Here is a 21420-nt window from a genome sequence, read left to right on the forward strand (position 1 = left end):
ACAGGGCCGGCGAGGAGAGATACCCATAGCGGCCCAATGGGGGCCGGGGCCCGTCTCCGGTCAGGGGTTCACGCTCCGCGCAGGTTCAAATCCTGCTCTCTCCGCCCATCACGGCAGCACCCTCCCGGCGAAGGGGGCACGGCATGCGCCACTGGGCGCGCACCGCAGTGATCGTGGCGAACGGTCGAGCAGGGGGCTCCGCTTCGGTTCCGGTCACGGACGTCGCCGAGGCGTGCCGGGGGCTCGTCGCAGAGGTGAGCGTGGTGCGGACCGCCTACCCGGGGCACGCCCGGCTGCTCGCCGTGCAGGCAACGCAGGACGGCGCGGACGTCGTGCTCGCCGTGGGCGGCGACGGCACCGCGAGCGAGGTGGCGGGCGGCATCGTGGCGGCTGCCACCGCCGACCCGCGACACGTCGGCCCGGCCCTGCTCTGTGTCCCGGCGGGCACGGGCAACTCCTTCTACAAGGAGATCTGGCAGGACCGCCCCTGGCGCGAGTCGCTTTGCATCGCTCTCGGCGGGGCGCGACCGCGCATCCGGCAGGTGGACCTGGCGCGCGTCGAGGAGACGCGGGAGACGGTTCTGCTGGGCGCCTGCTCCGGTCTGGTCGCCGAGGCACTCGATACGGCGGCCGGTCTCACGCAGCTCACCGGCCGGGCCCGCTACCAGGAGGCCGTGGCTGCCACCCTGCGCGACTTCGCACCGCACCCGGCCAGGGTCGTCGTCGACGGTGAGGTGATCCACGACGGCAGCGTGATCCTCGCCAACGTCGGCGGGGGCCGCTACCGGGGCGGCGGCTTCCTCCTGCTGCCCCGCTCGGTCCTGGACGACGGCTTGCTCGACGTCTGTGTGGTGACCGGAAGGCTCGACCCCCGTGAGCTCCCCGGCCTGACCCGCGACGGCCGTCATCTCGAACGACCCGAGGTGCTCTACCGGCGCGGTCGCCGCATCGAGATCGAGCGCACCGACGGCGCGCACCTGACCTTCGAGCGGGACGGCGAGGTCCAGCGCGGGCGCACCCGCTACGTACTGCACGTCCTGGCGGCAGCGCTGCCGGTGCTGTCCCCGTAAGCCCACGTAATCCCACGTAATCCCACGTAAGGGGAGTGCTCATGAGCGGAACCGTCGACAATCAGCAGACGGACACCGGCGCCTCCTGGTCGTTCCCGATGCGGGGACGGAACACGTTCACCTGGGAGTACGACACGGATCGGGAGCGATTGCTGAGCCTCTACCAAAAGGGCAAGGACAAGCAGTGGGACAGCACGAAGCGGATTGACTGGTCCCTGGAAGTGGACCCGTACGACGTCCTCGGCACGCCGGAGAACACCCTCGCCCTGTACGGGTCCCGGCAGTACTCACGGCTGAACGGGCAGGAGCGGCAGGAGCTGCGACGGCACATGGCCGCCTGGGAGTTCAGCCAGTTCCTGCACGGGGAGCAGGGCGCGATGATCTGCTCGGCGCGGATCGTCGAGTCGGTGCCGGACATCGACTCCAAGTTCTACGCGGCGACCCAGGTCATGGACGAGGCGCGGCACGCGGAGCTGTTCACGCGCTTCGTGCACGACAAGATCGGCATGAGTTATCCGATCAGCCCTCATCTGAAGTCACTGCTCGGTGATGCTCTCGACGACTCGCGCTGGGACATGCCGTATCTCGGGATGCAGGTGCTCATCGAGGGGCTCGCACTCGCGGCGTTCGGCATCCTGCGCGACAGGACGGACAAGCCGCTGCCCAAACAGATCCTCTCCTACATCATGCAGGACGAGGCACGGCACGTGGCCTTCGGGCGGCTCGCGCTGCGGGACTACTACAAGGAGCTGACCCGCCAGGAGATCGCCGAGCGCGAGGACTTCATCGTCGAAGGCTGCTATCTGATGCGTGACCGGCTGCGCATGCAGGAGGTGTGGGAGACGCTCGGCTTCGACATGAAGGAATGCATGGAGTACATGAACCGGGGCCCTCGTATGCGGGCCTTCCGGTCGCGGCTCTTCACCCGGATCGTGCCCTGCGTCAAGGACATCGGACTGTGGGGTCCCCGGGTCCAGCAGGCATACGCGGACATGGGCGTCCTTGAGATGGCCGACCGTGACCTGCTCAAGCTGATGGAAGCGGACGAGGCGCAGGCCGAGGCGCTCGACGCCGAGCGCCGCGAACTCCGGGCGCGGCAGAACGAGGTCCACCGGGCCATCGCCGAAGGGCAGTTCACCGAGAAGGAGACCGAGACCGATATCGGCGACGACACCGACGACGACACCGGCGCTGGGAGCGGCGGCTAGGCCGGAACGAAGCACGCGCGGCAGCAGATGGTGCCGGACCCCCGCTCAGGGGCCCGGCACCATTCCGCTGCCGGCACGACTCAGGAGCCGCCGGCACGACTCAGGGGCGGGTCAGCAGGAGCACGGCGTTCTGGCCGCCGAACCCGAAGGAGTGGCTGACGGCCACCTCCACGTCGGCGGGACGAGCCACCTTCGCGACGACGTCCAGATCGATCTCCGGATCCTGGCTGTCCAGGTTCGCGGTCGGCGGGATGACCCCTTGCTCCAACGTCATTGCCGCGACGGCCACTTCAATGGCTCCCGAGGCGCCGAGAGAGTGGCCCGTCACGCCCTTCACCGACGTCACGGCGGGCCGGCCGCCGAGGACCCGGCGGATCAGGCGGGCTTCCATCAGGTCGTTGAGGGGCGTCGAGGTGCCGTGCGCGTTGACATGGTCCACCAGCCGCGGATCGACCCCCGCGTCCTTGAGGGCCGCCCGCAGCGCCAACTCCGCCCCGGCGCCCGAGGGTTCCGGCGCGGTGGCGTTGTGGGCGTCGGCCGATGCCCCGTATCCGCTGATGTGGGCCCGCACGCGTGCGCCGCGCGCCCGTGCGCTCTCCGGGCGTTCCAGGACCAGGACCGCGGCGCCCTCGGCGGGCACGAACCCGTCACGGTCGACGTCGAACGGCCTTGAGGCCGCGATGGGTTCGTCGCGGCGCCCGGAGAGCGCGCCCATCTGCTGGAAGCCGGAGATGATCGAGGGGATGAGGCAGGCCTCGGTGCCGCCCGTGATGACGACGTCGCAGAGTCCGCCCCTCAGCAGTTCACGTGCCGCGCCCACGGCCGTGCTGCCCGACGCGCAGGCCGTGGCCGTCACGAAGTTGGGCCCGCGGGCCCCGAACTCCATGGCGACGTAGCCCGCCGGCATATTGACCGCGAGCATCGGGATCAGCAGGGCCGACACCCTCTCCGAGCCCTGTTCGAGCAGGACATTGTGCTGCTTCTCCCAGGTCGAAGCCCCGCCGATGCCGCTGCCGAGTACCACGCCCACCCGTGCGCCGTCCCAGGCCGCCGGGTCGAGGCCCGCGTCCGCGAGCGCTTCGGCCGCCGCCGCGACGGCGAACTGGCTGCTGCGGTCCAGGCGCCAGGCCTTGCGTTTGCCGACCGCGGCGGCCGGGTCGAAGCCGGGTATCCAGCAGCCCATGTCGGCGGGGATGCCGGAGAGCGCGGGCACCCGCTGCGCCGCCGTGCCGTCCGCGGATGTGATGCGGTCCCAGGACGCGGCGGTGCCGAGGCCCGCGGGGGTCACCATGCCGATGCCCGTGACCGCCGCGTCGAACCGGCCACCGGGCGCCGTCATTTGACGGTCACCTGCTTGGCTTCGAGTACACCGGCAGCCTCGGCCATGGTGTTCTTGGCATGCAGGTCGTCGTCGGTGAGGGTGATGCCGAACTCCTCCTGTGCCGCCAGGGTCAGCTCCACGAGCGCCAGTGAGTCCAGTTCCAGGTCCTCGAAGGTGTTCTCCGGTGCGACCTCGTCGGCCTCGACGCCGAATCCCTTGGTCAGCAGGCCTACGAGACGGTCGTACGTGCTGCTCATGTCGTGCTCCTCGGTAGGGGAATACAGGTGGGCAAAGAGATCTGAGGGAGCGGTGGTTGGGCTCACATGGGGGTGAGTGCGGGCCAGCGGAGAGCGCAGGCGCCCCAGGTGAGTCCGCCGCCGAATGCCGTGAGCAGGGTTCGGTGCCCCGGTGTCAGGCGGCCCGTCGCCGCGGCGTGCGAGAGGGCCAGCGGGATGGAGGCCGCCGCGGTGTTGCCGACCAGGTCGAGGTGGACCGGACACCGGTGGCGCGGCAGCCGCATACGGTCCGCGACCGCGTGCAGGATGCGCAGGTTCGCCTGGTGCGCGACCAGCCGGTCGATGTCGGCCGCCTCCCAGCCGACCCGCCGCGCCGCGGTCAGCGAGGCATCGGCCATGCGCTCGACGGCGTTACGGAAGACGGCCCTGCCCGCCATCCGGAAGTACGGGTCAGCCTGACCTGCCTGTGCCTGCCGCCCAGCCCCCGCAGCGCCCCCGGCCCCCGAACCGTACGTATGCAACGGCTCGCGCGAGCCCCCCGAGCGGACGGTGATGAGGTCGCTGCCGGTGCCGTCGCTGCCGAGCACGGGTGTGCCGAGCGCACCGGGTTCACCGGCGCCGCCGGATCGCAGCACCACCGCACCGGCGCCGTCGCCGAAGATGGCGCGGGTCGAGCGGTCGGCCGGGTCGAGGATCCGCGAGTACGTGTCCGCGCCGATGACAAGGACGCTGCGCGCCGTGCCCGCGGCGACAAGACCTGCCCCGGCGGCCAGGGCGTAGAGGAACCCGGTGCAGACCGCGCCCACGTCGAAGGCGGCCACGGTTCCCAGGCCGAGCTGGGCGGCGACCAGGGGCGCGGTGGCCGGGCAGGGGTGGTCCGGCGTGGTGGTGGCAAGGACGACGGCGTCCACGGAATCGGTCTGCGCCGACTTCAGCGCACGCCGGCCGGCCTCCACCGCCAGGTCCGACGTGGCCGTGTTCGGGGCGGCGATGAAGCGCGTCCCGATGCCCGTGCGGCTGCGGATCCACTCGTCGGAGGTGTCCAGTTCCCGCGCCAGGTCGTCATTGGTGACCGCGTGCGGCGGAATCCATGTGCCGAGACCGCACAGCACCGCCGCGGTGGCGCTCATCGGTTCCCCCGGACGGCCGGGGCGCGCTCGAGGACGGCGACCTCCCGGCTGACCTCGCCGAGGTGGTCGGCCACGCTGAGGTAGGAGCGCAGCAGCCGTTCCTCGGCGTACGGGAGGCCGCCCCGCACCAGGTACTCCTTGACCAGCGGCTGGGCGCGGCGCAGATTCCTGCGGGGCATGGACGGGAACAGGTGGTGCTCGATCTGGTAGTTGAGTCCGCCGAAGAAGAAGTCCGTGATGCGGCCCGGTGCCAGATTGCGCGAGGTGATCACCTGCCGCGTGAGCCAGTCAAGCTGCTCGTCCTCGCCGTCCCGTACGGGGAGTCCCTTGTGGTTGGGCGCGAACATCACTCCCATGTAGAAGCCGAAGAGGCCCTGGTGGACGACGAGGAAAGCCACGGCGAGCGCAGGCGAGAGAACGGTGAACACCGCTGTCAGATACGCCGCCAGATGGAGCGTCAGCAGACCGAGGTCGAGAGCCACGTGGCGCTTGAGCACTCCCTTGCGCGCCGCCACATAGCCGGAGACGTGCAGGCGCAGCCCTTCCATCAGGATGAGCACGTAGAACATCCATGCCTGGTGCCGCACGATGAACCTGCCGACGGGTCCGGTGCGTTTCGTCCGGTCCTTGGCATCGAAGATCACCTGACGGCGGAGGATGTCCGGGTCGAGCGAGAGGTGATTGGGGTAGTTGTGGTGCTTGGTGTGGTGGCCGACCCACCAGCCGAAGCTGACGCCCGTGAGCAGATTGCCGTGGGTGTAACCGATCAGGTCGCCGGGCCGTCGCGTACGGAAGATCTGCCGGTGACCGGCGTCGTGCCCGACGAGGTCGGTCTGGCCGAAGCAGACCGCGAGGAAAGCCGCCACGGCCAGCTGCCACCAACTGTCGCCGAGGAGCGCGAACAGGGCCCAGCCGGCGGCGAGGAGCAGCAGATTCGTGGCGATCTTGAACGTGTAGTAGACGGGCTGGGAGTCGAGGAGGCCCTCGCGACGCACCAGTTGGGTGAGCTCCTGCAGATCGGCGCTCATATCGCTTCCTCCAGGCCCATGTAGGCGAGGCGGGTCCGCTGCAGGCGTGCGGCCCAGTCCTGTCCGGTTTCGATGCGCTCGCGCGCGGTGGTGTCCGAAAGGCGGCGGCCGGGCCAGATCTCGTAGTCGCCCAGGAGATCGCCGTGCCGCTCGATGCCCTGCTGGAAGAGGTCTTCGCGGCGCGTCAGCTGCTCCGTGGTCGGCAGCTTGGCCCACAGGGCGTATCCCTCCCGGATCAGTTCCAGGAGGCGTTCCTTGTCGCCCGGGTTCGCGCGCAGATGATCGCGGACGATGGCGCTGCCGACCGTCAGATGCCGGATCTCGTCGACGGCGGCGCCCCGCTCGATGTCGGCCGCCGCCGGGTCGAAGATCCGCCACTTGCGCTCGCTGAGCTCGGCGGCGGGCGCCAGTACGCCTTCGACGAGCACGGTGAGGACCAGTACGCCGCCGATGAAGTCGCGCTCGTCGCGCAGCACCCGCAGCCCCAGGTTCTCCAGGGGGACGAGGATCTGCTCCCGGTCGGTGGCCGCGAGACGGGCCACCGTGTCGGTTAACTCGTGGTGCTGCACCCCTAGTTCGAGGAGGTGGCTGCGGAACACCATGGCGTGCCGTGCCTCGTCGATCAGCTGGGTGGCGTAGAACTCCATGCAGTCGTTGTCGGGCGCGAGCGCCGTCAGGTGGCCGATGGCCCGGGTGGCCTTCTCCTCGGCGACCGAGCGGTAGGCGAGCTCCCGGGTCAGGGCGCTGTTGAGCGGCCCCGGCTCCCTGACCACGTCCAGGGGCCGTACGTTCGCCGCGTGGCCGAGGACTCCGGAGCGCAGCGTGCCGTGCGGTACGGCATGGAGCCAGTACCGCAGATTGCAGACGGCCGGGGTGAGTTCGAGGCTCTGTGCGCCGTCCAGGAGCGAGGGGGCCTTGTCGGGGTCCGCCTCGGCGGGAATGTTCGCCGGTGCGGCCGTGGGTGGTGTCGTCATGAGGAATCCCTTTCCGTGGAGCCCGTGGAGCCCGTGGAGCCCGTGGAGCCCGTGGAGTCGGTGGAGACCGTGGAGACCGTGGAGACCGTGGCGTCCGTGGAGGTGCCGGAAGCACAGGGCCCGGAGCGCAGGTCGTAGGCGAAGGTGACCAGCGGGGTGCCGCCCGTGTGGCATGCCGAGACGACCTCGGCGACCACCAGCTCGTGATCGCTGAGCGGGACGGTGAGCTCCGGCCTGCACTCCAGCCACGCCACCGCCCCGCTGAGCCGCGGCACGCCGTCGCACGGGTCGCCGAGCCAGGCCTCCGGCGGCAGCTGTGCCAGGCCGCGGGGCCTGCCGCGCCGGGCGAAGTGCCTGGCCAGCGGTTCCTGCGCCGCAGCGAGGCCGTTGGCGACGAAGACCGGGCAGTTCGCCAGGGCCCGCAGCCCCCGACTGCCGCGGCGCAGTGCCACGCAGGCCATCGGGGGGTCGCCCGGCACGGTGCTGAACGTGCTGACCGTCACGCCCTGTGCGTCGTCGCCCACCCCGCAGGTGAGCACCGTCACCCCGGCGACGAAGTGACGCATCGCGGTGACCACCGCCGTGTCGCCCGCGACGCCGCCCGCCGCTGTGTCGCCCGCGGCGCCGCCCGCCGGACGTGTGCGTCCGATGGCTAGGGCCATGGCAGCCGGCCCGGGCTGGCGGGATCGTGTCCGGCGGCGCCCGCCGTGCTCGCGGCCGCGAACTCGCTGCGGAAGCGGTGGTACGCCTGGTGCGTACGCGGCTCGAAGTGCAGGCCGAACGGCTTGAGATAGTTGCCGAACAGCGCCCTGTCGCCGAATAGATGGATAGGCAGCGCGAGCAACGCCCACTCGAAACCCCACAGCCAGATCCAGCCGATGGCCAGCAGGCCCTGGGTGACCAGGGAGTGCATGACGTTGTAGGCGACGTAATAGCCCTTGTGGATGCGGCCCTTGCGGCGGTGGTATTGAACGGCGCCCGGAAGGTAGCCGATCAGGTCGATGTAGACGAACAGCACCAGGGCGGTCTGCCATTGCACCTGTCCGAGGTGCGTGAAGAACAGGACGAGGGCCACGACGAGTCCCAGCCCGTACTCCGCCCGGACCAGCCGCGCGGTCACCGTTGTCATGAACAGGTTCTTGGTGTCCATCAGGCGACCCGCGCGGGAGAGACGGGTGCCGATGGTTCGGTGGGTACGGTCCCGACGGCGCGGGCCAGCGCCTCGTCGCCCACCACCCGGCCCGAGGCGAACAGGCCGAGCACCACGCGGGCGATCGTCTCCTTGATGACCCGCTCGGCGACCGGCTCCAGGATTCCCGCGAGGCTGGGGATGCCGAAGTCGAACTCCGCGCGGAAACCGACCAGCACCTCGTGCCCCGTGTCGACGATCTGCCAGGCCCCGCGGAACACCTCGAAGTCACCGTCGAGCTGGACGAAGGTGATGGCGAGCCCGGGGGCGTCGAAGCGGTCGGACTCGGTCCAGCGCAGGATGCCGTTGCGGAAGTAGACCTCCCAGGAGCTCGTCTCCTCCGTCTCGCTGACGCCGTGCACGGTGACCGAGCGGACCACGTCGGCGAGTTCGGGGTAGCGGGCGAATTCCTTCACCCGGTCGTACACCGCTCGTGCGGCGATGCCGGGTACACCGATGGTCACGTCAACGCTGCGCATGGGAGGTGCCACCTTCATGGGTCGGGACAGGGGTCGGGACATCAGAGGTCGGGACATGGCGGGCTGCCTGCACGCGGCAGGCGCGTTCGAACGCCGCAAGGAGGAACTGCGCCTCCGAGGGGCGCAGGACGGCGGGCGGGGTGAAGCGGAGCACCAGGTGGGAATTGAGCGAGTGGTTCGCCACCACGCCCTCCCTGATCAGTTCGACGAGCAGGTCACCGGCCACTCCCGGCTCGGCGAACTCGACGCCCAGGAGCAGTCCCCGGCCCCGCACCTCCCGTACGAGATCGCCCAGCTGTTCCTTCGCGATCCGGCGGATGCCGTCGAGCAGTTCGGCGCCCAGATCGCGCGCCCGGCTCACCAGGTCTTCCTCCTCGATGGCTTCGAGGGCGCCGCGCACCGCGGCCATCGCCAGGGGCATGCCGGAGAAGGTCGAGGTGTGCAGATACGGGTCCCTGTCGAAGGCGCCGAACGCCTCCGGGGTCGCGATGACCGCGGAGACGGGCATGATGCCGCCGCCCAGGCCCTTCCCGGCGAGGAGCATGTCCGGGGTCAGCCGTTCCTCGTCCGCGCCCCACCAAGAGCCGAGGCGGCCCAGGCCGGTCTGGATCTCGTCGAGCACGAAGAGCGCGTCGTGGGCGCGGCACAGCGTCTGGACCGTGCGCAGATAGCCGTCCGGCGGGACGATCACGCCCGCCTCGCCCTGGACCGGCTCGATCACCACGCAGGCGCGCCCTGAAGCCGCTTTAAGCTGCTCGGCCAGCGCCCCGGCGTCGCCGTAGGGCACATGGGCCGTGCCGGGGAGCAGCGGGCGGAAGGGCTCCTGGAACAGGTCCTTGCCGGTGAGGCTGAGCGCACCCATGGTCTTGCCGTGATAGCCGCCGCGGGTCGCGATGAGCCGGTCCTTGCCGCGGGTGCGGGCGATCTTGATGGCGGTTTCCACGGCCTCCGCGCCCGAGCAGGCGAAGTGCACCCGGTCGAGTCCCGCCGGGGCTTTGGCCACCAGGGCGTCGGCGGCCAGCGCCGTCAGGGGTTCGAGCAGGACGCGGGTGGCCACCGGGTTGCGGTGCAGCTGCTCCTCGACGTGGCGTACGACGGTGGGGTGCCGTGCGCCCATGAGGAGGACGCCGTAGCCGCTGCAGTTCAGCAGCCGCCGGCCGGTCGCCGTCCTCACCCAGGCGCCCTGTGACTCCGTCTCGATCTCGCCGCCGAGCAGTTCGCCGAGGGTGGCGCGGCCTTTGCTCAGGCGTGTGCGGTAGAGCCGGCCGATGTGTTCACGGCCGATGTCGTCCACGCCCTGGGTCCGTGCGCTCGTACCAGTGGTCATGACGCTCCTCATGCCAGCCGCAGCGGATGGCCGTCGACGTGATCGAGGAAGGGTTCGGCGAAGCTGGAGCGGGACGGCGGATGGAAGGACAGGCCGTGCGAGGCCGCGGCGAGATACGCGATGTCGCCGGAGCCGATGAACGCCATCCCGCCGAGCAGCTCCACCGCCCGGCCCACGGCGTCACGGATCGCGTCCTGCGCCCCGTACCGGGCGACCAGGGCCCGCCCGAGCCCTTCGTTGCCCGCGGCCCCGGCCATGATCATGCGGGCAGTGCCCTCGGTGAGGAGGGTCGCCGTCTCGTAGCGGGCGAGCAGTTCGGCCCGTTCGGTGTTCGTGCCGCGCCCGGCGTCCAGGACACGCTCGACCAGGGCGCCCGCCACGCCGGTGTAGGAGGCGGTGATGAGCAGTTCGAACCAGATCAGGCCGACCGTCTGGAGCTCGTCCAGTTCGCCCGCGTCGCCGAGCTCCGTGCGCATCACCTGCTGCTCGTCCACGAAGACGTCCTTGAGCCGCACCTCGTCGCTCTCGGCCCCGGCCAGCGCCCAGCTCGACCAGAACGGCCGCACGGTGAGCCCTTCCGCCTGCCGCGGCACGAGGAGCACCGCCATGTCGCTCGTGCCGTCCGCATTGGGCAGGGCGGCGCTCGCGGTGAGCAGGTCCATGGAACGCGCGAGGCTGCACGGCTTCTTCGAGCCGCTGACGCGGTAACCCTTCTCCGTCGGCCGCGCCTCGACCGTGGGGCTGAGGATGCCGCGGCCGGGGCGCCCTTCGGCGAAACCGGAGGCGACCAGGAGCCGCTGCTCGACGATCCCTTCGAGCAGCGCCCACTCCACCCCGCCGCTCTGGAGGCTGTCGGCGAGCGAGAACAGCGTGGCCACCGAGAAGTGGTGCATGGTGGTGGCCACCGCGAGGGACGGGGCGGCGGCGGCGAGGGCGCGCGTGACGGCCACCGCCTGGAGGGGCGTGGCGCCGCTGCCCGAGTAGGTCCCGGGGATGACGAGGCCGGGGCCCCCGTGCGTGCGGAAGAGTTCCACGGCCGGGCTGCCCGGCTGCTCCAGTTCGGCGAGCGGGACCTTCTCCAACTCGCCCAGCAATCCGGGCAGGAACTCCTCACAGGCGCGCCGGGCCGTGTTCATCGAGCGCATGACGTCGCCTCCTTGTGGGCGTTCAGGTTCTGCCAGGCGCCGAAGACCGCGTCCCTGGGCCGCGAGCCGGGGCTGATGCTCACGCCCTGGAGGTGCGAGGTCCGCAGGATGGGGTAGTTGGCCTCGCCGAAGACGCCGCCGGTGAGCCCGGTCCCGCCGTGCGTGGGCAGATAGGGCAGGAAGCCGATGTGCGAGTCGTTCACCTTGAACAGGCCGCCGGTGCGCACGCGCGCGACGAACTCGTCGATGACCCCGGGGTCCTTGGCCCACAGCGAGTTGCGCAGGCCGTAGTGGTTGGAATTGACGAACCCGATGAACTGCGCCGTCAGCGCGGCGTCCGTACCGGGTTCGGCGACGATCAGGGGAAGCAGCGGGAAGAACGTCTCGTGCCGTACGGCTTCCAGCTCGCGCGCTCCCTCGACGCCGCGCACCTTGATCACGGTCGGTTCGAGGAAGATGCCGCTCGGGTCGCGGGTCTCGTCGAGCCGCATGGCGTGTCCGCCGCAGACCACATCGGCGCCCTTGGCCCGGGCATCCTTCAGGCAGCCGAAGAACTTCTCGTTGCGCAGTACGGGCGTCAGGAGCACGTCGGGTTCCCAGGGGCGGCCCGGACGGATGTGGCCGATCTGCTGGACCAGGGCATCTACGAGCGCGTCCGCCGCGTCGGGGTGCACGAGCACCTGGTTGGGGATCATGCACAGCTGCCCGGAGCCGTAGAAGCTCTCCGTGAGGGCCTCGGCGGCCAGGGCGATGTCGGCGTCCTTCCACACGACGACGACGTCGTTGCCCGCGAGCTCCAGGATCGGCTTCTTGCCCGCGGCGATGCAGCGCGCCTCGAACTTGCGGCCGTTGTCGCTGCCGCCGAAGTAGATGATGTCGTCCACCGCGGGATGCCCGAGCCAGCAGTTCAGCATCGGTGCGGGGTCCCCGCAGACGACGTTCAGGGTGCCCGCGGGAGCGCCCACCTGGTCCAGGACGGGCGCCACGATCTCCTGCATGACGTACATGACGCCGAGCGGCGCGCTGCGCGGCGCCCGCACCACCAGCGCGTTGCCGCCCATGAGGGCGGTCACGCCGAGCAGGGCGCTGGAGAGGGGCGCGTTCTGCGGGGGGTTGAGGCAGACCACGCCGTCGGGCTGCCTGCGCACCTGGAGGCGGCGCTCGTCGCGGTGGAACTCCTGGAGCATCTGGGAGCGGTAGAAGCTGATCGACTCCGGGCCGAAGCACTCCAGCATGCCGGACACCTGCCACCGGGCAAGGGCCAGCGGGTGGCCCTCCTCGACCAGGATGGCGGCGATGTCCTCGGCGTGTTCGGCGAGGCGCGCGTGCAGGAGCCGCCCCACGGTGTCGATGCGGATGCGCGGGTGGACGGCGCCCCAGGAGGGCGCCGCGCAAGCCGCGGCGTCCACGGCGCGCTCCACCGTGGCGCGGTCGGCCTTGACGACCCGTCCCACGACGGACGCCGGCAGGTCGTGAGGCGTCGCGCGGCCCTGTTCCAGTTTCCGTTTCAGGGTGAGGTTCGCGAATACGTCGTCGAGGAGGGAATCCGCGTCGATGACGTAGACCCAGTCGTCGCCGGGTATCCGTCGCGCGTCGACGTAGGACTGATAGGAACGCAGGCGCGGGGGAACCTGATGTGTGCCGTCCTGGAACCGGCGCCGTGAATTCGCTCGGGACACATGCGTACTTCCCACGCTCACTCCTTCTGAGTGCAACCGGACCCGGACGGCCGGTGCAGGTCACGTCGGCGATCGTTACAGCGCGTGCTGAAAGCCCGCTGAGAATCGACTGACATGTCGTCCTCAGTCGAATGCGGCGGGACCGGGGCACATTGCACGGGGATTTCGTCGGCCGACGGGGAGCGAGCGTGCGCAGCATGAGCCGAGTGCCGGAAACGTCGCGGAAGAGCACAGAGGCCGCACTGGCCGCCGTACAGAGGTACGCGGACAACCCCAGTGCCTTTCTGGCCCTCAATGCCGGCAACGAACTGTTCGTCGGTGACGGCGGTGAACTGGTCGCCTACCGGGAAGCGGGCCGGTTCTTCATCCAGTTCGGCGGAGTCTTCGGACCCGCGAACCGCCAGGAGGCGGTGCTGCGTGAATTCAGGAAGTACGCGCGCGACCGGAGGCGCACGATCGCCGGAATCCAGTTGCAGCGGTCCGACGCCGAGTTGTACGAGGCGGCGGGATTTGTGCTCAACCAGGTGGGCTCCTCCTACTCGGTGCACCTGCCCGAATTCACGCTGCGCGGCTCACGTTTCATGAAGCTGCGCAACAAGATCTCCCGGGCGGCGCGCAGCGGTCTGGAGGTCCGTGAGGTCGCCTTCGCCGATCACCGGGCCGGAGTCGAGGCGATCGACGCGGCCTGGCTGCGCGCGAAGGGCAGGCACGTCAAGGAGATCGAGTTCCTGGTCGGAGAGATCGGCGGCCCCGTCCAGCGATATCGGCGCCTGTTCCTGGGCCAGCTCGACGGCCGGCCGGTGGCCTACATCTCCTACTCTCCGGCCTACGGATCGCGCTCCGGCTGGCTGCACGATCTCAGCAGGCGCCTGCCGGACGCCGGGCCCGGAGTGATGGAGGCCATCAACGCCACCGCCATACAGACCTTCTCGCGGGAGCGGGCCGAATGGCTGCACTTTGGGTTCACCCCCTTCACCGGCCTGGACGCCTCCCACGACATGGCGTCGAGAAGCGCCCTGACGGAAAGGTTCCTGCGGTTCCTCGCGGAGAAGGGGGATTCCGACTATCCGGCCGGAAGCCAGCTCGCGTACAAGGAGAAATGGGGTCCGCAGCTGGTGCTTCCCGAGTACCTCGCCTTCGAGGGATCGGCCAGTTTACGCGCTGTGTGGCATATCCTGCGGGTGACCAAATCCATGTGACAGTACGGCGCTTGGGGCCGGCGCCCGTGCGGCTGCGGTGTCCGGGACCGCGGTGGCCGCTGTACCGCCCGATGAACCGCGCAGGAGATTCTCCTCCTGTTGCAGCACCTCCCTGAACTTCCGCTGCATTCCGGGGCCCGGATCGATTCCCAGTTCCGTGGAAAGATTGTGCTGGACCCTGCGATAGGCGCTGATGGCGTCCGCCTGCCGCCCCGAGCGGTACAGCGCGGTCATCAATTGCTCGCAGAATCGCTCGCGCAAGGGATGCTGCGTGAGGAGCTGTTCGAGCTCGGGCACGACCTGCTGATGCCTGCCGAGCCGCAGATGTGCCTCGATGAACAACTCCCTGCCGATGAGCCTGGTTTCCTCCAGACGCGCATAGGCGATACGGCAGATCATGCCGTCCCCGGCGTCCAGCAGTGCGGGGCCGCGCCAGACGGCGAACGCATCGGTGAGCAGCTTGACGGCCAGCTCGTGATCGGCGTCCATGTGGCGGCTCGCCGTGTCCACGGCCCGGGTGAACCAGAGGGCATCGACGTCCGCCGGGTCGACGTTCAGCACGTACCCGGAGTGCGACGTACGCACGAGACCGCGGGTGCTGGGCTTCCCGGTCTGCTGGGCGAGGATGCGGCGAAGGCGCGCGACATGCGACTGCAGGGAGTTCCCCGCGGTTTTCGGGAGCTTGTCGCCCCAGAGCTCGTCGAGGAGGTCGACGGCCAGTACCGGGGTGCCGGGCGTGAGGGCCAGCACCGCCATGATTGTTCTGAGCTTTTCTCCCGGCAGCAGGATGGGAACGTTCTCCTCGATCAGCTGAATCGGCCCGAGCAGCCTGATCTGCATGTGAGTCCCCCGTCTCTTTGACGTGTCGGAAGCCGACGCGATGTTTTCCGCCTGTTCTTCGTCAGCCGGACGCATCCGGATTGGTCCGCGGGAGCCCGGATCAGGTCGGGGGGTTTCCGTGCTTGCGCGAAGGCAGCGGAACGTTCTTGGTGCGGAGCATCTCCAGGGAACGGATCAACGCCGCTCGCGTGTCCGCCGGGTCGATCACCTCGTCGACCAGACCCCGCTCGGCGGCGTAGTAGGGGTGCATCAGTTCGCCCTCGTACTCCTTGATCTTCTGCGCCCGGAAAGCCGCGGGGTCCGCCGCCGCGGCTATCTCCCGGCGGTAGATGACATTCGCTGCGCCCTCCGCGCCCATCACCGCGATCTCATTGGTCGGCCAGGCCAGTGAGACGTCGGCGCCGATCGAGCGGGAATCCATCACGATGTACGCGCCGCCGTAGGCCTTGCGCAGAATCAGCTGGACGCGGGGGACGGTGGCGTTGCAATAGGCGTACAGCAGTTTGGCGCCGTGCCGGATGATTCCCCGGTGTTCCTGGTCGACGCCCGGCAGAAAGCCCGGCACATCGACCAGGGTGACCAGAGGGATGTTGAAGGCGTCGCAGAACTGCACGAACCGGCCGGCCTTTTCACTCGCGTGAATGTCGAGTACCCCCGCCATGACGGCGGGCTGATTGCCGACGACGCCGACTACATGTCCGTCGAGACGGGCGAACGCACAGATGACGTTGGCGGCCCAGGAGGGCTGGATCTCGAAATACTCGCCGTCGTCGACGATTTCCCCGAGCACGTCACGCATGTCGTACGAGCGACCGGGGTGGGCCGGAACCAGATCCAGGAGCCGGTGCGTCCCGCGATCGGCGCGGTCGGCCGGAGGCTCCCACGGGGGCGGCTCCTGGTTGTTCGAGGGGAGCAGCGTCAACAGGAAACGGAGATCCTCCAGACAGGACTCCTCGTCGTCGTACGACAGCGAAGCGACCCCGGAGGCCGTCGCGTGCACCTCGGCGCCGCCGAGCGCGTCGTGCGTGACGTCGGCTCCGGTGACCGCCTGGACGACGTCCGGGCCCGTGACGAACATCTGCGACGTGCCGCGCACCATCAGGACGAAATCGGTCAGTGCGGGGGAGTAGGCGGCGCCACCGGCGCACGGGCCCAGCATCACGCTGATCTGCGGGATCACACCGGAGTTCCGGGTATTGCGCCGGAAGATTCCGCCGTACCCGGCAAGCGCCGACACGCCTTCCTGGATCCGCGCCCCGGCCCCGTCGTTGAGACTCACCAGCGGGGCTCCGGTGGCCGCGGCCAGGTCCATCAGCTTGTGGATCTTCTCGGCGTGCGCCTCACCGAGTGCGCCGCCGAACATGCGGAAGTCATGGGCGTACACGAAGACTTTCCGGCCGAACACCTTTCCCCAGCCGGTGACCACGCCGTCCGTGTGCGGGCGTTTGTCCTCCATTCCGAAACCTGTCGCGCGGTGCCTTCGCAGTGCCTCGATCTCGGTGAATGTGCCCGGGTCGAGGAACGCGTCGATACGCTCGCGCACCGTGAGTTTCCCTTTGGCGTGCTGAGCCCGGGTCGCCCGCTCGTCGGGCCCCGATTCCAGCTGCTTCACCAAGTCCCGGAGTTCGGTCACTTTCGCGTGGACGCTGTTGCCGTCCGCTTCCCCGTCTGGAATTGCCATGTGGATCCGTCCGGCCGTCGGCGGTCATTGCCCGCAACCTTCCACGGCGCAGTGGTGACCCGCTGAAACGTGGTTCTCAGCGGCCGGACACGAGCGGCTACGCGGCGGACTCCGTCGCGTCGAGGTGGTCCGCGAGGCGGCGGATGACGGCGGCGGCGACGCTCCGGTCCGATACGTCGACGTACAACGCGCCGTGTCGGAGGGCCAGTTCACGGGTGCGCTCGGAAAGGAGCCGCAGCCGCTGCCGCGGTCCGCTCCGGTGCTCGTCGGCCACCGGCGCCAGGAGTCCGGGGCCGTACGGGCCCAGGGCGAGCACGTCGGCGCCGGAATCCCGCAGCGGTCCCACGATGCGGCTCAGCTCCGCCTCGGTGGCGTCCACGTCGAAGGGCTCGCGCAGGGCTTCGCGGCTCCCGGCGGCGACCGCGGCCAGATCACCCCGGAAGGCCAGCGCCTTGCCCAGCTGCCTTGCCCTGACCTGCGCCGCCGAGTGATCACGCCGGCCCAGGTTGAGGTAGGCGAGATCCGGGCGGACGGTCCGCAGCGCATCGGCCACGTGGTCCGCCCAGGGTCCGCAGTCGGGACAGTCGCCCGGCTGTGGGCACTCGGCGCCGACGTCACCCAGGACGACGAACCGCCGCCACGGTACGCGGACCAGGGCGGGGGAGTCCTCGCTTGCCTCGCTTCCGGCGCCGCGACGGCAGTCGTACGGTTCCTGCGGGCCGCAGCCGCTCACGACGGTCGCCGGAACAAGGGTGGTCGGCGCGGGGTGGGCGATTCGGCCGCCGTCGCAGGCGGGGCATCCCCGCCGGCGGGTGTTCCGGCGACGTCCGCGCCCGGCCCCCTGCGTCGCCGCTGCGGAAAGCCGAGCCACTCTCGCGAAGCCCGGGTCCGTGAGCCCGCAGGAGCGCCACGATGCCCCGCGGAGGCGGCACCGGGCAGCCGCCGCCAGCCGCCGGCCTCGGCATGCCGGAGCAGCACCGGATCCGCGCCCACCACCACGGGGTGGCCCACGGCACGCAGCATCGCCAGGTCGGACGCGTGGTCGCCGTACGCATGGCAGCCGTCCGGGCGGACGCCGCGCTCCCGGAGCAGGGCGCGCACCGCGACGGCCTTCTCCTCGCCGGTCATGGTGACGTCGACCGCGCCGGTCAGGACGCCGTCGACCGCCTTCGGCCGTGCGCAGAGCACCGCGTCGGCCTCGACGCCGAGCCGTTCGGCGACGGGATCAAGGCAGGGCGCGAAGGAACCCGAGACGAGCACGACCGGCTCTGCTCTGCGCCGGTGCTCCCGCAACGCCGCCACGCTGTCCGCCAGGAACAGGCCCCCGGAGCGCAGTTCGGCGGCGAACCACTCCCGGCCCTCGGCGGCGAGCTCCCGCTCGTCGCAGCCCGCGTAGAGGCGGTAGTAGGCGCGCGCTATCTCCTCCCGTGACGCGCCGCGCGCCCCGAGTGCCCGCAGATCGCGCACCGCGTCCTCGAACGCGGCGCGTGTCTGGCCGCGGGAGCGCATGTGGTGGCGCAGGAACCGGGCCATGCCGTTGACCGAGATCAGTGTCTCGTCGACGTCGAAGAACGCGACCGGGGCAGGTGCCGGGGACGGGAGCGTCACGCACCATCACCCCCATGCGACGGGCAGCTCTTCCCCTGGGTGAACCGTGGACGTCGCGGCAGAGCGGACTCGGGCAACGGACCGGAACCGGGCGGCGGTTCGGTCGCGGACAGCGGCTCGGACAGCGCCCTGTTCACCAGGGCGTCGACCTGCCGTGCGTCCAGCGAGGCGAGACGGTCAAGGCCGTCGATCACCTCGGCCGATGTGCCGGACGAGGCAAGCTTGTCCCGGACCAGTTCGCGGTGCGTACTCCGTGTCCCTGGACCGGCGGCCCCTTCCGGCCGCCCGCACGAGGCGGTGAGCACCCGGCCGTCGCGCAGGGTGACCCGCAGCCTGGCGCCCACCGCCTTGTCGGCATCGCGGAACGTACTGCTCGGCGGACCCGCGACCCCCGCGGCGGCCGTGCACTCTCCCGTGAAGTCCGCGAGCCACTGCCGCCCGCGCGCCCCGGCCTGCCGCAGTGCCTCGCCCAACGGGGCGGTGGCGCGCAGGACTTCGCGGCTGAGCCCGGCGTCGTATGCGAGGCGGACCCGGTCGGCGAGGGACCAGCGCAGGGGGTCCGCGGTCGCCGGTTCGGCGAGGTCGCGGGGGGTGACGGAACCGGAAATCAGAGCAGTGGCCACGTTGTAGGCGACACAGACGTTGAGCGCCATGATCGCCGAGCGTTCCCGGTCGACGTAGGCGGCGCCCTCCTGGTCCATGGCGATGGTCAGCCGGGGCGCCGAGACCACGATCTCCGTGATGCCGCGGACGTCCTCGGGGGAGAGCCGGGCGTGCAGGTGTGCCGCGCAGTCGACGGCCGCGTCCACGTACGCGCCTGCCGGGCGCATCTTGAAGGTCAGTGTCTCGGTGTGCCAGCGGGTGCCGAGTCCGGCGGTGACCGCTTCGGGCGAGGGCACGTGGGAGAACTTGGCGAGCAGCCCGCCGGGATGCTCCAGGATGTCCTCGGCGCCCCGCAGCCCGGCCGCCGCCGCGTCGCAGGCGTCGAGCGCGGTACGCACCGGGACCGCCGCCGAGAGCACCTTGGCCTCGCTGCCGAGCAGCGCCCGCCGCAGCGGCCACGGAGGCATCGCGAGGGCCAGACCCCACGCGTCGGTCCACAGCCCGGCCGGGGACCCGGCGCCGTGCAGGCGGGCCGCCACGGCGCCCATGAGCTGGGTGTACGAGGTGCCCTGCCCGCGCAGCGGACCCAGCGCGCCCGCGGCGGTCACCCGGGCGGCGCACTCGTTCGCGGCGACGACCGCAGTCAACAGGGCACGCCCGTCGAGGTGTTGGTAGCGCCGGAAGGCCAGCGGGACCCCGACGGAGGCGTGCGTGACGTGGCCCGCGTACATGCTGTCCTCGTAGTAGAGGCACGAGGACAGTGCGGCCATCACCTGCGCCGCCCGGCAGGGGTCGTGCGAGAGCGGTGAGCCGAACGCCCGGACGAGCTTGCGCCCCAGGGGGTGTCCCAGGCTCGCCCGCAGCACCGCGAGATGCGACATGACCTCGCTGGTCGCGTATGCCTCGATCCGTTCGGGCAGGTCAGGGTGGCGCAGGCCCGCGGCCCACTCGGCGAGCCGCCGGGTCAGGGACGGGCCGGAGTCCCGGCGGTGGTCCGCCGCGCCCGCCCCGTTCACGCCCCGCGCTCCCTGTCGGGCAGGCCGCCGTCTGTGAAGCCGTCGTGGCCGAGGACGATCACACCGGGCTCCTTCGCCGAGGGAGGACTGACTTGCGCCCATCGTTCAAGTCGCGGCTGGCACGGCACTGAGACGCGACTGACGCGGGTGCCGGTGTCGGCCGACATGACACGCGGCTCACGAGAGGAACCGCCCGACCTCGTCGGGGAGTGAGCGGCGCGACCGCGATGTGTACTATGCGCGTTAAGTGCATTATGCATATGCCGCGTAGAATGGTGACATGGACAAGCCCGGTCGTCCCAAGGACAAGCCCGCCGGCCGCACGGAGAAGCCCGTCGGCCAGGTCGAATTCGAGACGATGCTGCTCAACCGGCACTCGCATCTCTTTAACCCCCGCACGCGTTCCTCCGGCGGGCGCCTCGACCGCAGCGCGTACATCCTGCTCAGCCGCATCCAGATGGACGGCCCGATGTCCATCGGCCAGCTCACCGAAGCCTTCGGCCTCGACGCCTCCACCCTCAACCGGCAGACCGCCGCGATGATGCGCTCCGGACTCGTCGAGCGCATCCCCGACCCCGACGGCGGCATGGCCCGCAAGTTCCGCATCTCCGCCGAGGGCGCACGGCTGCTCGACGCCGACCGCTCCGAGTACGTCCAGGGCCTGGAGAAGGTCATGGACACCTGGTCGGCGGAAGACGTGGCGACGTTCGCCGGCTTCCTCCAGCGCTTCAACAGCGACATCGAGACCCTGGAGGGACACCCGTGGCCGCGCCCCTGAACCATCTGCCGCGCCCCCGGCCGGGGCTCAGCCCTTCTTGAGGCCGTCCATCTCCGCGCGTACGTCGGTCTTGAGCATTTCCTCGACCTCCGACGCGGTCGGCGGCTCGACCTTGTCGTCCGGGCCGCCCCCGTAGAAGCTCCAGCGCATCTCGACGGTGAACCAGCCGTCGCGCACCGCGAGTGTCATGCCGTTGAGGGACTTCTCGTCCGTGCCGCTCGTGTCGGTCACCAGGTACGCCTCGTCGCCGATGCCGCTGACGGCCTTGGTCTTGTAGGAGTACGTCTTCTGGGACTGGTCCTCGTAGGCCTTCTGCTCCGACGCGAACTCGCCCGCGGGGTCGGTCGCCTTGTGCCAGCGGGCCGTGGAGTAGACGTAGATGCTCGTGTAGGAGTCGGTGTCCGCCTCCGGGTCCTTGAGCTTGCGGCTGCAGTAGCTCATGTCGAACCCCTTCTGCCGCGAGCCGTAGTGCGTGGTCGACGTGGAGTCCGAGTCGATCTCGTACTTCTTCTTGAAGCCGTCGAGCGGGGAGACGTCGCAGAGGTTCTTCTTGTACTGGTATCCGGCGAGGTCCGCCTTCGCGTCGTCGCCCTCGCCGCCGAGGTTCCCCGTGGCGAAGAGCCCGCCCGCCCACAGGGCCGAGGCGAGGACGACACCGCCGATGCCCCACACCCAGCCCGGCGTGGGCTTTCTCGGTCCCGCCGGGGGAGCGGGCGGGGCGGGCGGCTGGCCGTAGGGCCCGGGCTGCTGGCCGTAGGGGCCCGGCGGCTGGCCGTAAGCCTGCGGGGCCGCGGCGCCCGGCGGCTGCTGGTAGGGGTTGGGGGTCTGCTGGTACGGGTTGGGCACACCGGGCTGGCCGGGCTGGCCGGGCTGGCCGGGCTGGTTGGGCTGGGGGTTCGGTATCGACAT

Annotated in this window: 21 protein-coding genes and 1 tRNA gene; 5 read left to right on the forward strand and 17 right to left on the reverse strand. The window is 70.5% G+C overall.

Features of this window, described 5'->3' with window-relative positions; all coding sequences use genetic code 11:
- Positions 1-13: 13 nt before the first annotated feature.
- The 3 genes from ACQKIP_RS05250 to ACQKIP_RS05260 all read left to right on the forward strand — a co-directional run bounded on the left by ACQKIP_RS05250 (position 14) and on the right by ACQKIP_RS05260 (position 2278).
- Positions 14-104: transfer RNA gene (locus ACQKIP_RS05250), tRNA-OTHER, on the forward strand.
- A gap of 39 nt (positions 105-143) precedes the next feature.
- Positions 144-1070 (forward strand): diacylglycerol/lipid kinase family protein, encoded by a 927-nt coding sequence (locus tag ACQKIP_RS05255; RefSeq protein WP_365855546.1) that lies wholly within the window; start codon positions 144-146, stop codon positions 1068-1070.
- A 41-nt stretch (positions 1071-1111) separates the two neighbouring features.
- Positions 1112-2278 (forward strand): ferritin-like domain-containing protein, encoded by a 1167-nt coding sequence (locus tag ACQKIP_RS05260; protein WP_427742210.1) that lies wholly within the window; start codon positions 1112-1114, stop codon positions 2276-2278.
- A 100-nt stretch (positions 2279-2378) separates the two neighbouring features.
- Here ACQKIP_RS05260 and ACQKIP_RS05265 read toward each other — a convergent pair whose 3' ends face one another.
- The 11 genes from ACQKIP_RS05265 to ACQKIP_RS05315 all read right to left on the reverse strand — a co-directional run bounded on the left by ACQKIP_RS05265 (position 2379) and on the right by ACQKIP_RS05315 (position 12801).
- The gene (locus ACQKIP_RS05265; RefSeq protein ID WP_365855544.1) at positions 2379-3617 is read right to left on the reverse strand and encodes a beta-ketoacyl-[acyl-carrier-protein] synthase family protein; all 1239 of its coding nucleotides are present in this window, start codon (positions 3615-3617) and stop codon (positions 2379-2381) included.
- Positions 3614-3856, reverse strand: coding sequence for an acyl carrier protein (locus tag ACQKIP_RS05270; RefSeq protein ID WP_365855542.1), 243 nt, complete (start codon positions 3854-3856; stop codon positions 3614-3616). The genes ACQKIP_RS05265 and ACQKIP_RS05270 overlap by 4 nt, the downstream gene beginning before the upstream one ends.
- 62 nt (positions 3857-3918) lie before the next feature.
- Positions 3919-4965: a beta-ketoacyl-ACP synthase III gene (locus ACQKIP_RS05275; RefSeq protein WP_365855540.1), complete on the reverse strand. Its 1047-nt coding sequence runs from the start codon at positions 4963-4965 to the stop codon at positions 3919-3921.
- The gene (locus ACQKIP_RS05280) at positions 4962-5993 is read right to left on the reverse strand and encodes a fatty acid desaturase family protein (protein WP_365855538.1); all 1032 of its coding nucleotides are present in this window, start codon (positions 5991-5993) and stop codon (positions 4962-4964) included. Before ACQKIP_RS05280 ends, ACQKIP_RS05275 begins: the two co-directional genes overlap by 4 nt.
- Positions 5990-6967, reverse strand: a complete 978-nt coding sequence (locus ACQKIP_RS05285; protein ID WP_365855536.1) for a VlmB-like protein — start codon at positions 6965-6967, stop codon at positions 5990-5992. The genes ACQKIP_RS05280 and ACQKIP_RS05285 overlap by 4 nt, the downstream gene beginning before the upstream one ends.
- Positions 6964-7629 carry a flavin reductase family protein gene (locus tag ACQKIP_RS05290; RefSeq protein ID WP_365855534.1) on the reverse strand — a complete coding sequence of 222 codons (666 nt, stop codon included), beginning with the start codon at positions 7627-7629 and terminating at the stop codon, positions 6964-6966. Before ACQKIP_RS05290 ends, ACQKIP_RS05285 begins: the two co-directional genes overlap by 4 nt.
- Positions 7620-8117 (reverse strand): hypothetical protein, encoded by a 498-nt coding sequence (locus ACQKIP_RS05295; RefSeq protein WP_365855532.1) that lies wholly within the window; start codon positions 8115-8117, stop codon positions 7620-7622. The genes ACQKIP_RS05290 and ACQKIP_RS05295 overlap by 10 nt, the downstream gene beginning before the upstream one ends.
- Positions 8117-8635: a type II toxin-antitoxin system RatA family toxin gene (locus ACQKIP_RS05300; RefSeq protein WP_365855530.1), complete on the reverse strand. Its 519-nt coding sequence runs from the start codon at positions 8633-8635 to the stop codon at positions 8117-8119. The genes ACQKIP_RS05295 and ACQKIP_RS05300 overlap by 1 nt, the downstream gene beginning before the upstream one ends.
- A complete protein-coding gene (locus ACQKIP_RS05305) occupies positions 8622-9962 on the reverse strand; it encodes an aspartate aminotransferase family protein (RefSeq protein ID WP_365855528.1) in 1341 nt (446 codons plus the stop codon). Before ACQKIP_RS05305 ends, ACQKIP_RS05300 begins: the two co-directional genes overlap by 14 nt.
- An 8-nt stretch (positions 9963-9970) precedes the next feature.
- Positions 9971-11107: an acyl-CoA dehydrogenase family protein gene (locus ACQKIP_RS05310; RefSeq protein WP_365855526.1), complete on the reverse strand. Its 1137-nt coding sequence runs from the start codon at positions 11105-11107 to the stop codon at positions 9971-9973.
- Complete coding sequence (locus ACQKIP_RS05315; RefSeq protein WP_427742216.1) at positions 11095-12801, reverse strand: aldehyde dehydrogenase family protein; 1707 nt, start codon at positions 12799-12801, stop codon at positions 11095-11097. The genes ACQKIP_RS05310 and ACQKIP_RS05315 overlap by 13 nt, the downstream gene beginning before the upstream one ends.
- Positions 12802-12983: 182 nt before the next feature.
- Between ACQKIP_RS05315 and ACQKIP_RS05320 the strand changes: the two genes are divergently transcribed.
- Positions 12984-13985: a bifunctional lysylphosphatidylglycerol flippase/synthetase MprF gene (locus tag ACQKIP_RS05320; RefSeq protein WP_427742218.1), complete on the forward strand. Its 1002-nt coding sequence runs from the start codon at positions 12984-12986 to the stop codon at positions 13983-13985.
- Here ACQKIP_RS05320 and ACQKIP_RS05325 read toward each other — a convergent pair.
- The 5 genes from ACQKIP_RS05325 to ACQKIP_RS05345 form a co-directional block, all read right to left on the reverse strand.
- Complete coding sequence (locus ACQKIP_RS05325) at positions 13941-14900, reverse strand: AfsR/SARP family transcriptional regulator (RefSeq protein WP_365855522.1); 960 nt, start codon at positions 14898-14900, stop codon at positions 13941-13943. The two genes, ACQKIP_RS05320 and ACQKIP_RS05325, sit on opposite strands and share 45 nt — an antisense overlap.
- A 25-nt stretch (positions 14901-14925) precedes the next feature.
- Entirely contained in the window at positions 14926-16506 is a 1581-nt protein-coding gene (locus tag ACQKIP_RS05330; RefSeq protein ID WP_365855520.1) for an acyl-CoA carboxylase subunit beta, read from the reverse strand.
- A 97-nt stretch (positions 16507-16603) separates the two neighbouring features.
- Positions 16604-17239, reverse strand: coding sequence for a GDSL-type esterase/lipase family protein (locus ACQKIP_RS05335; RefSeq protein WP_365855518.1), 636 nt, complete (start codon positions 17237-17239; stop codon positions 16604-16606).
- Entirely contained in the window at positions 17236-18114 is an 879-nt protein-coding gene (locus ACQKIP_RS05340) for an HAD family hydrolase (protein ID WP_365855516.1), read from the reverse strand. The genes ACQKIP_RS05335 and ACQKIP_RS05340 overlap by 4 nt, the downstream gene beginning before the upstream one ends.
- Positions 18111-19733, reverse strand: a complete 1623-nt coding sequence (locus ACQKIP_RS05345) for an MmgE/PrpD family protein (RefSeq protein ID WP_365855514.1) — start codon at positions 19731-19733, stop codon at positions 18111-18113. The genes ACQKIP_RS05340 and ACQKIP_RS05345 overlap by 4 nt, the downstream gene beginning before the upstream one ends.
- Before the next feature lie 280 nt (positions 19734-20013).
- On the opposite strand from ACQKIP_RS05345, the gene ACQKIP_RS05350 reads away from it, so the two are divergent.
- On the forward strand, positions 20014-20511 hold the full coding sequence (locus ACQKIP_RS05350) for a MarR family winged helix-turn-helix transcriptional regulator (RefSeq protein WP_365855512.1): 498 nt from the start codon (positions 20014-20016) through the stop codon (positions 20509-20511).
- A gap of 27 nt (positions 20512-20538) precedes the next feature.
- On the opposite strand, the gene ACQKIP_RS05355 is transcribed toward ACQKIP_RS05350, so the two are convergent.
- On the reverse strand, positions 20539-21420 hold the full coding sequence (locus tag ACQKIP_RS05355; protein WP_365855510.1) for a hypothetical protein: 882 nt from the start codon (positions 21418-21420) through the stop codon (positions 20539-20541).

Source organism: Streptomyces sp. NPDC059900 (genome assembly GCF_050270335.1).
GTDB lineage: Bacteria > Actinomycetota > Actinomycetes > Streptomycetales > Streptomycetaceae > Streptomyces.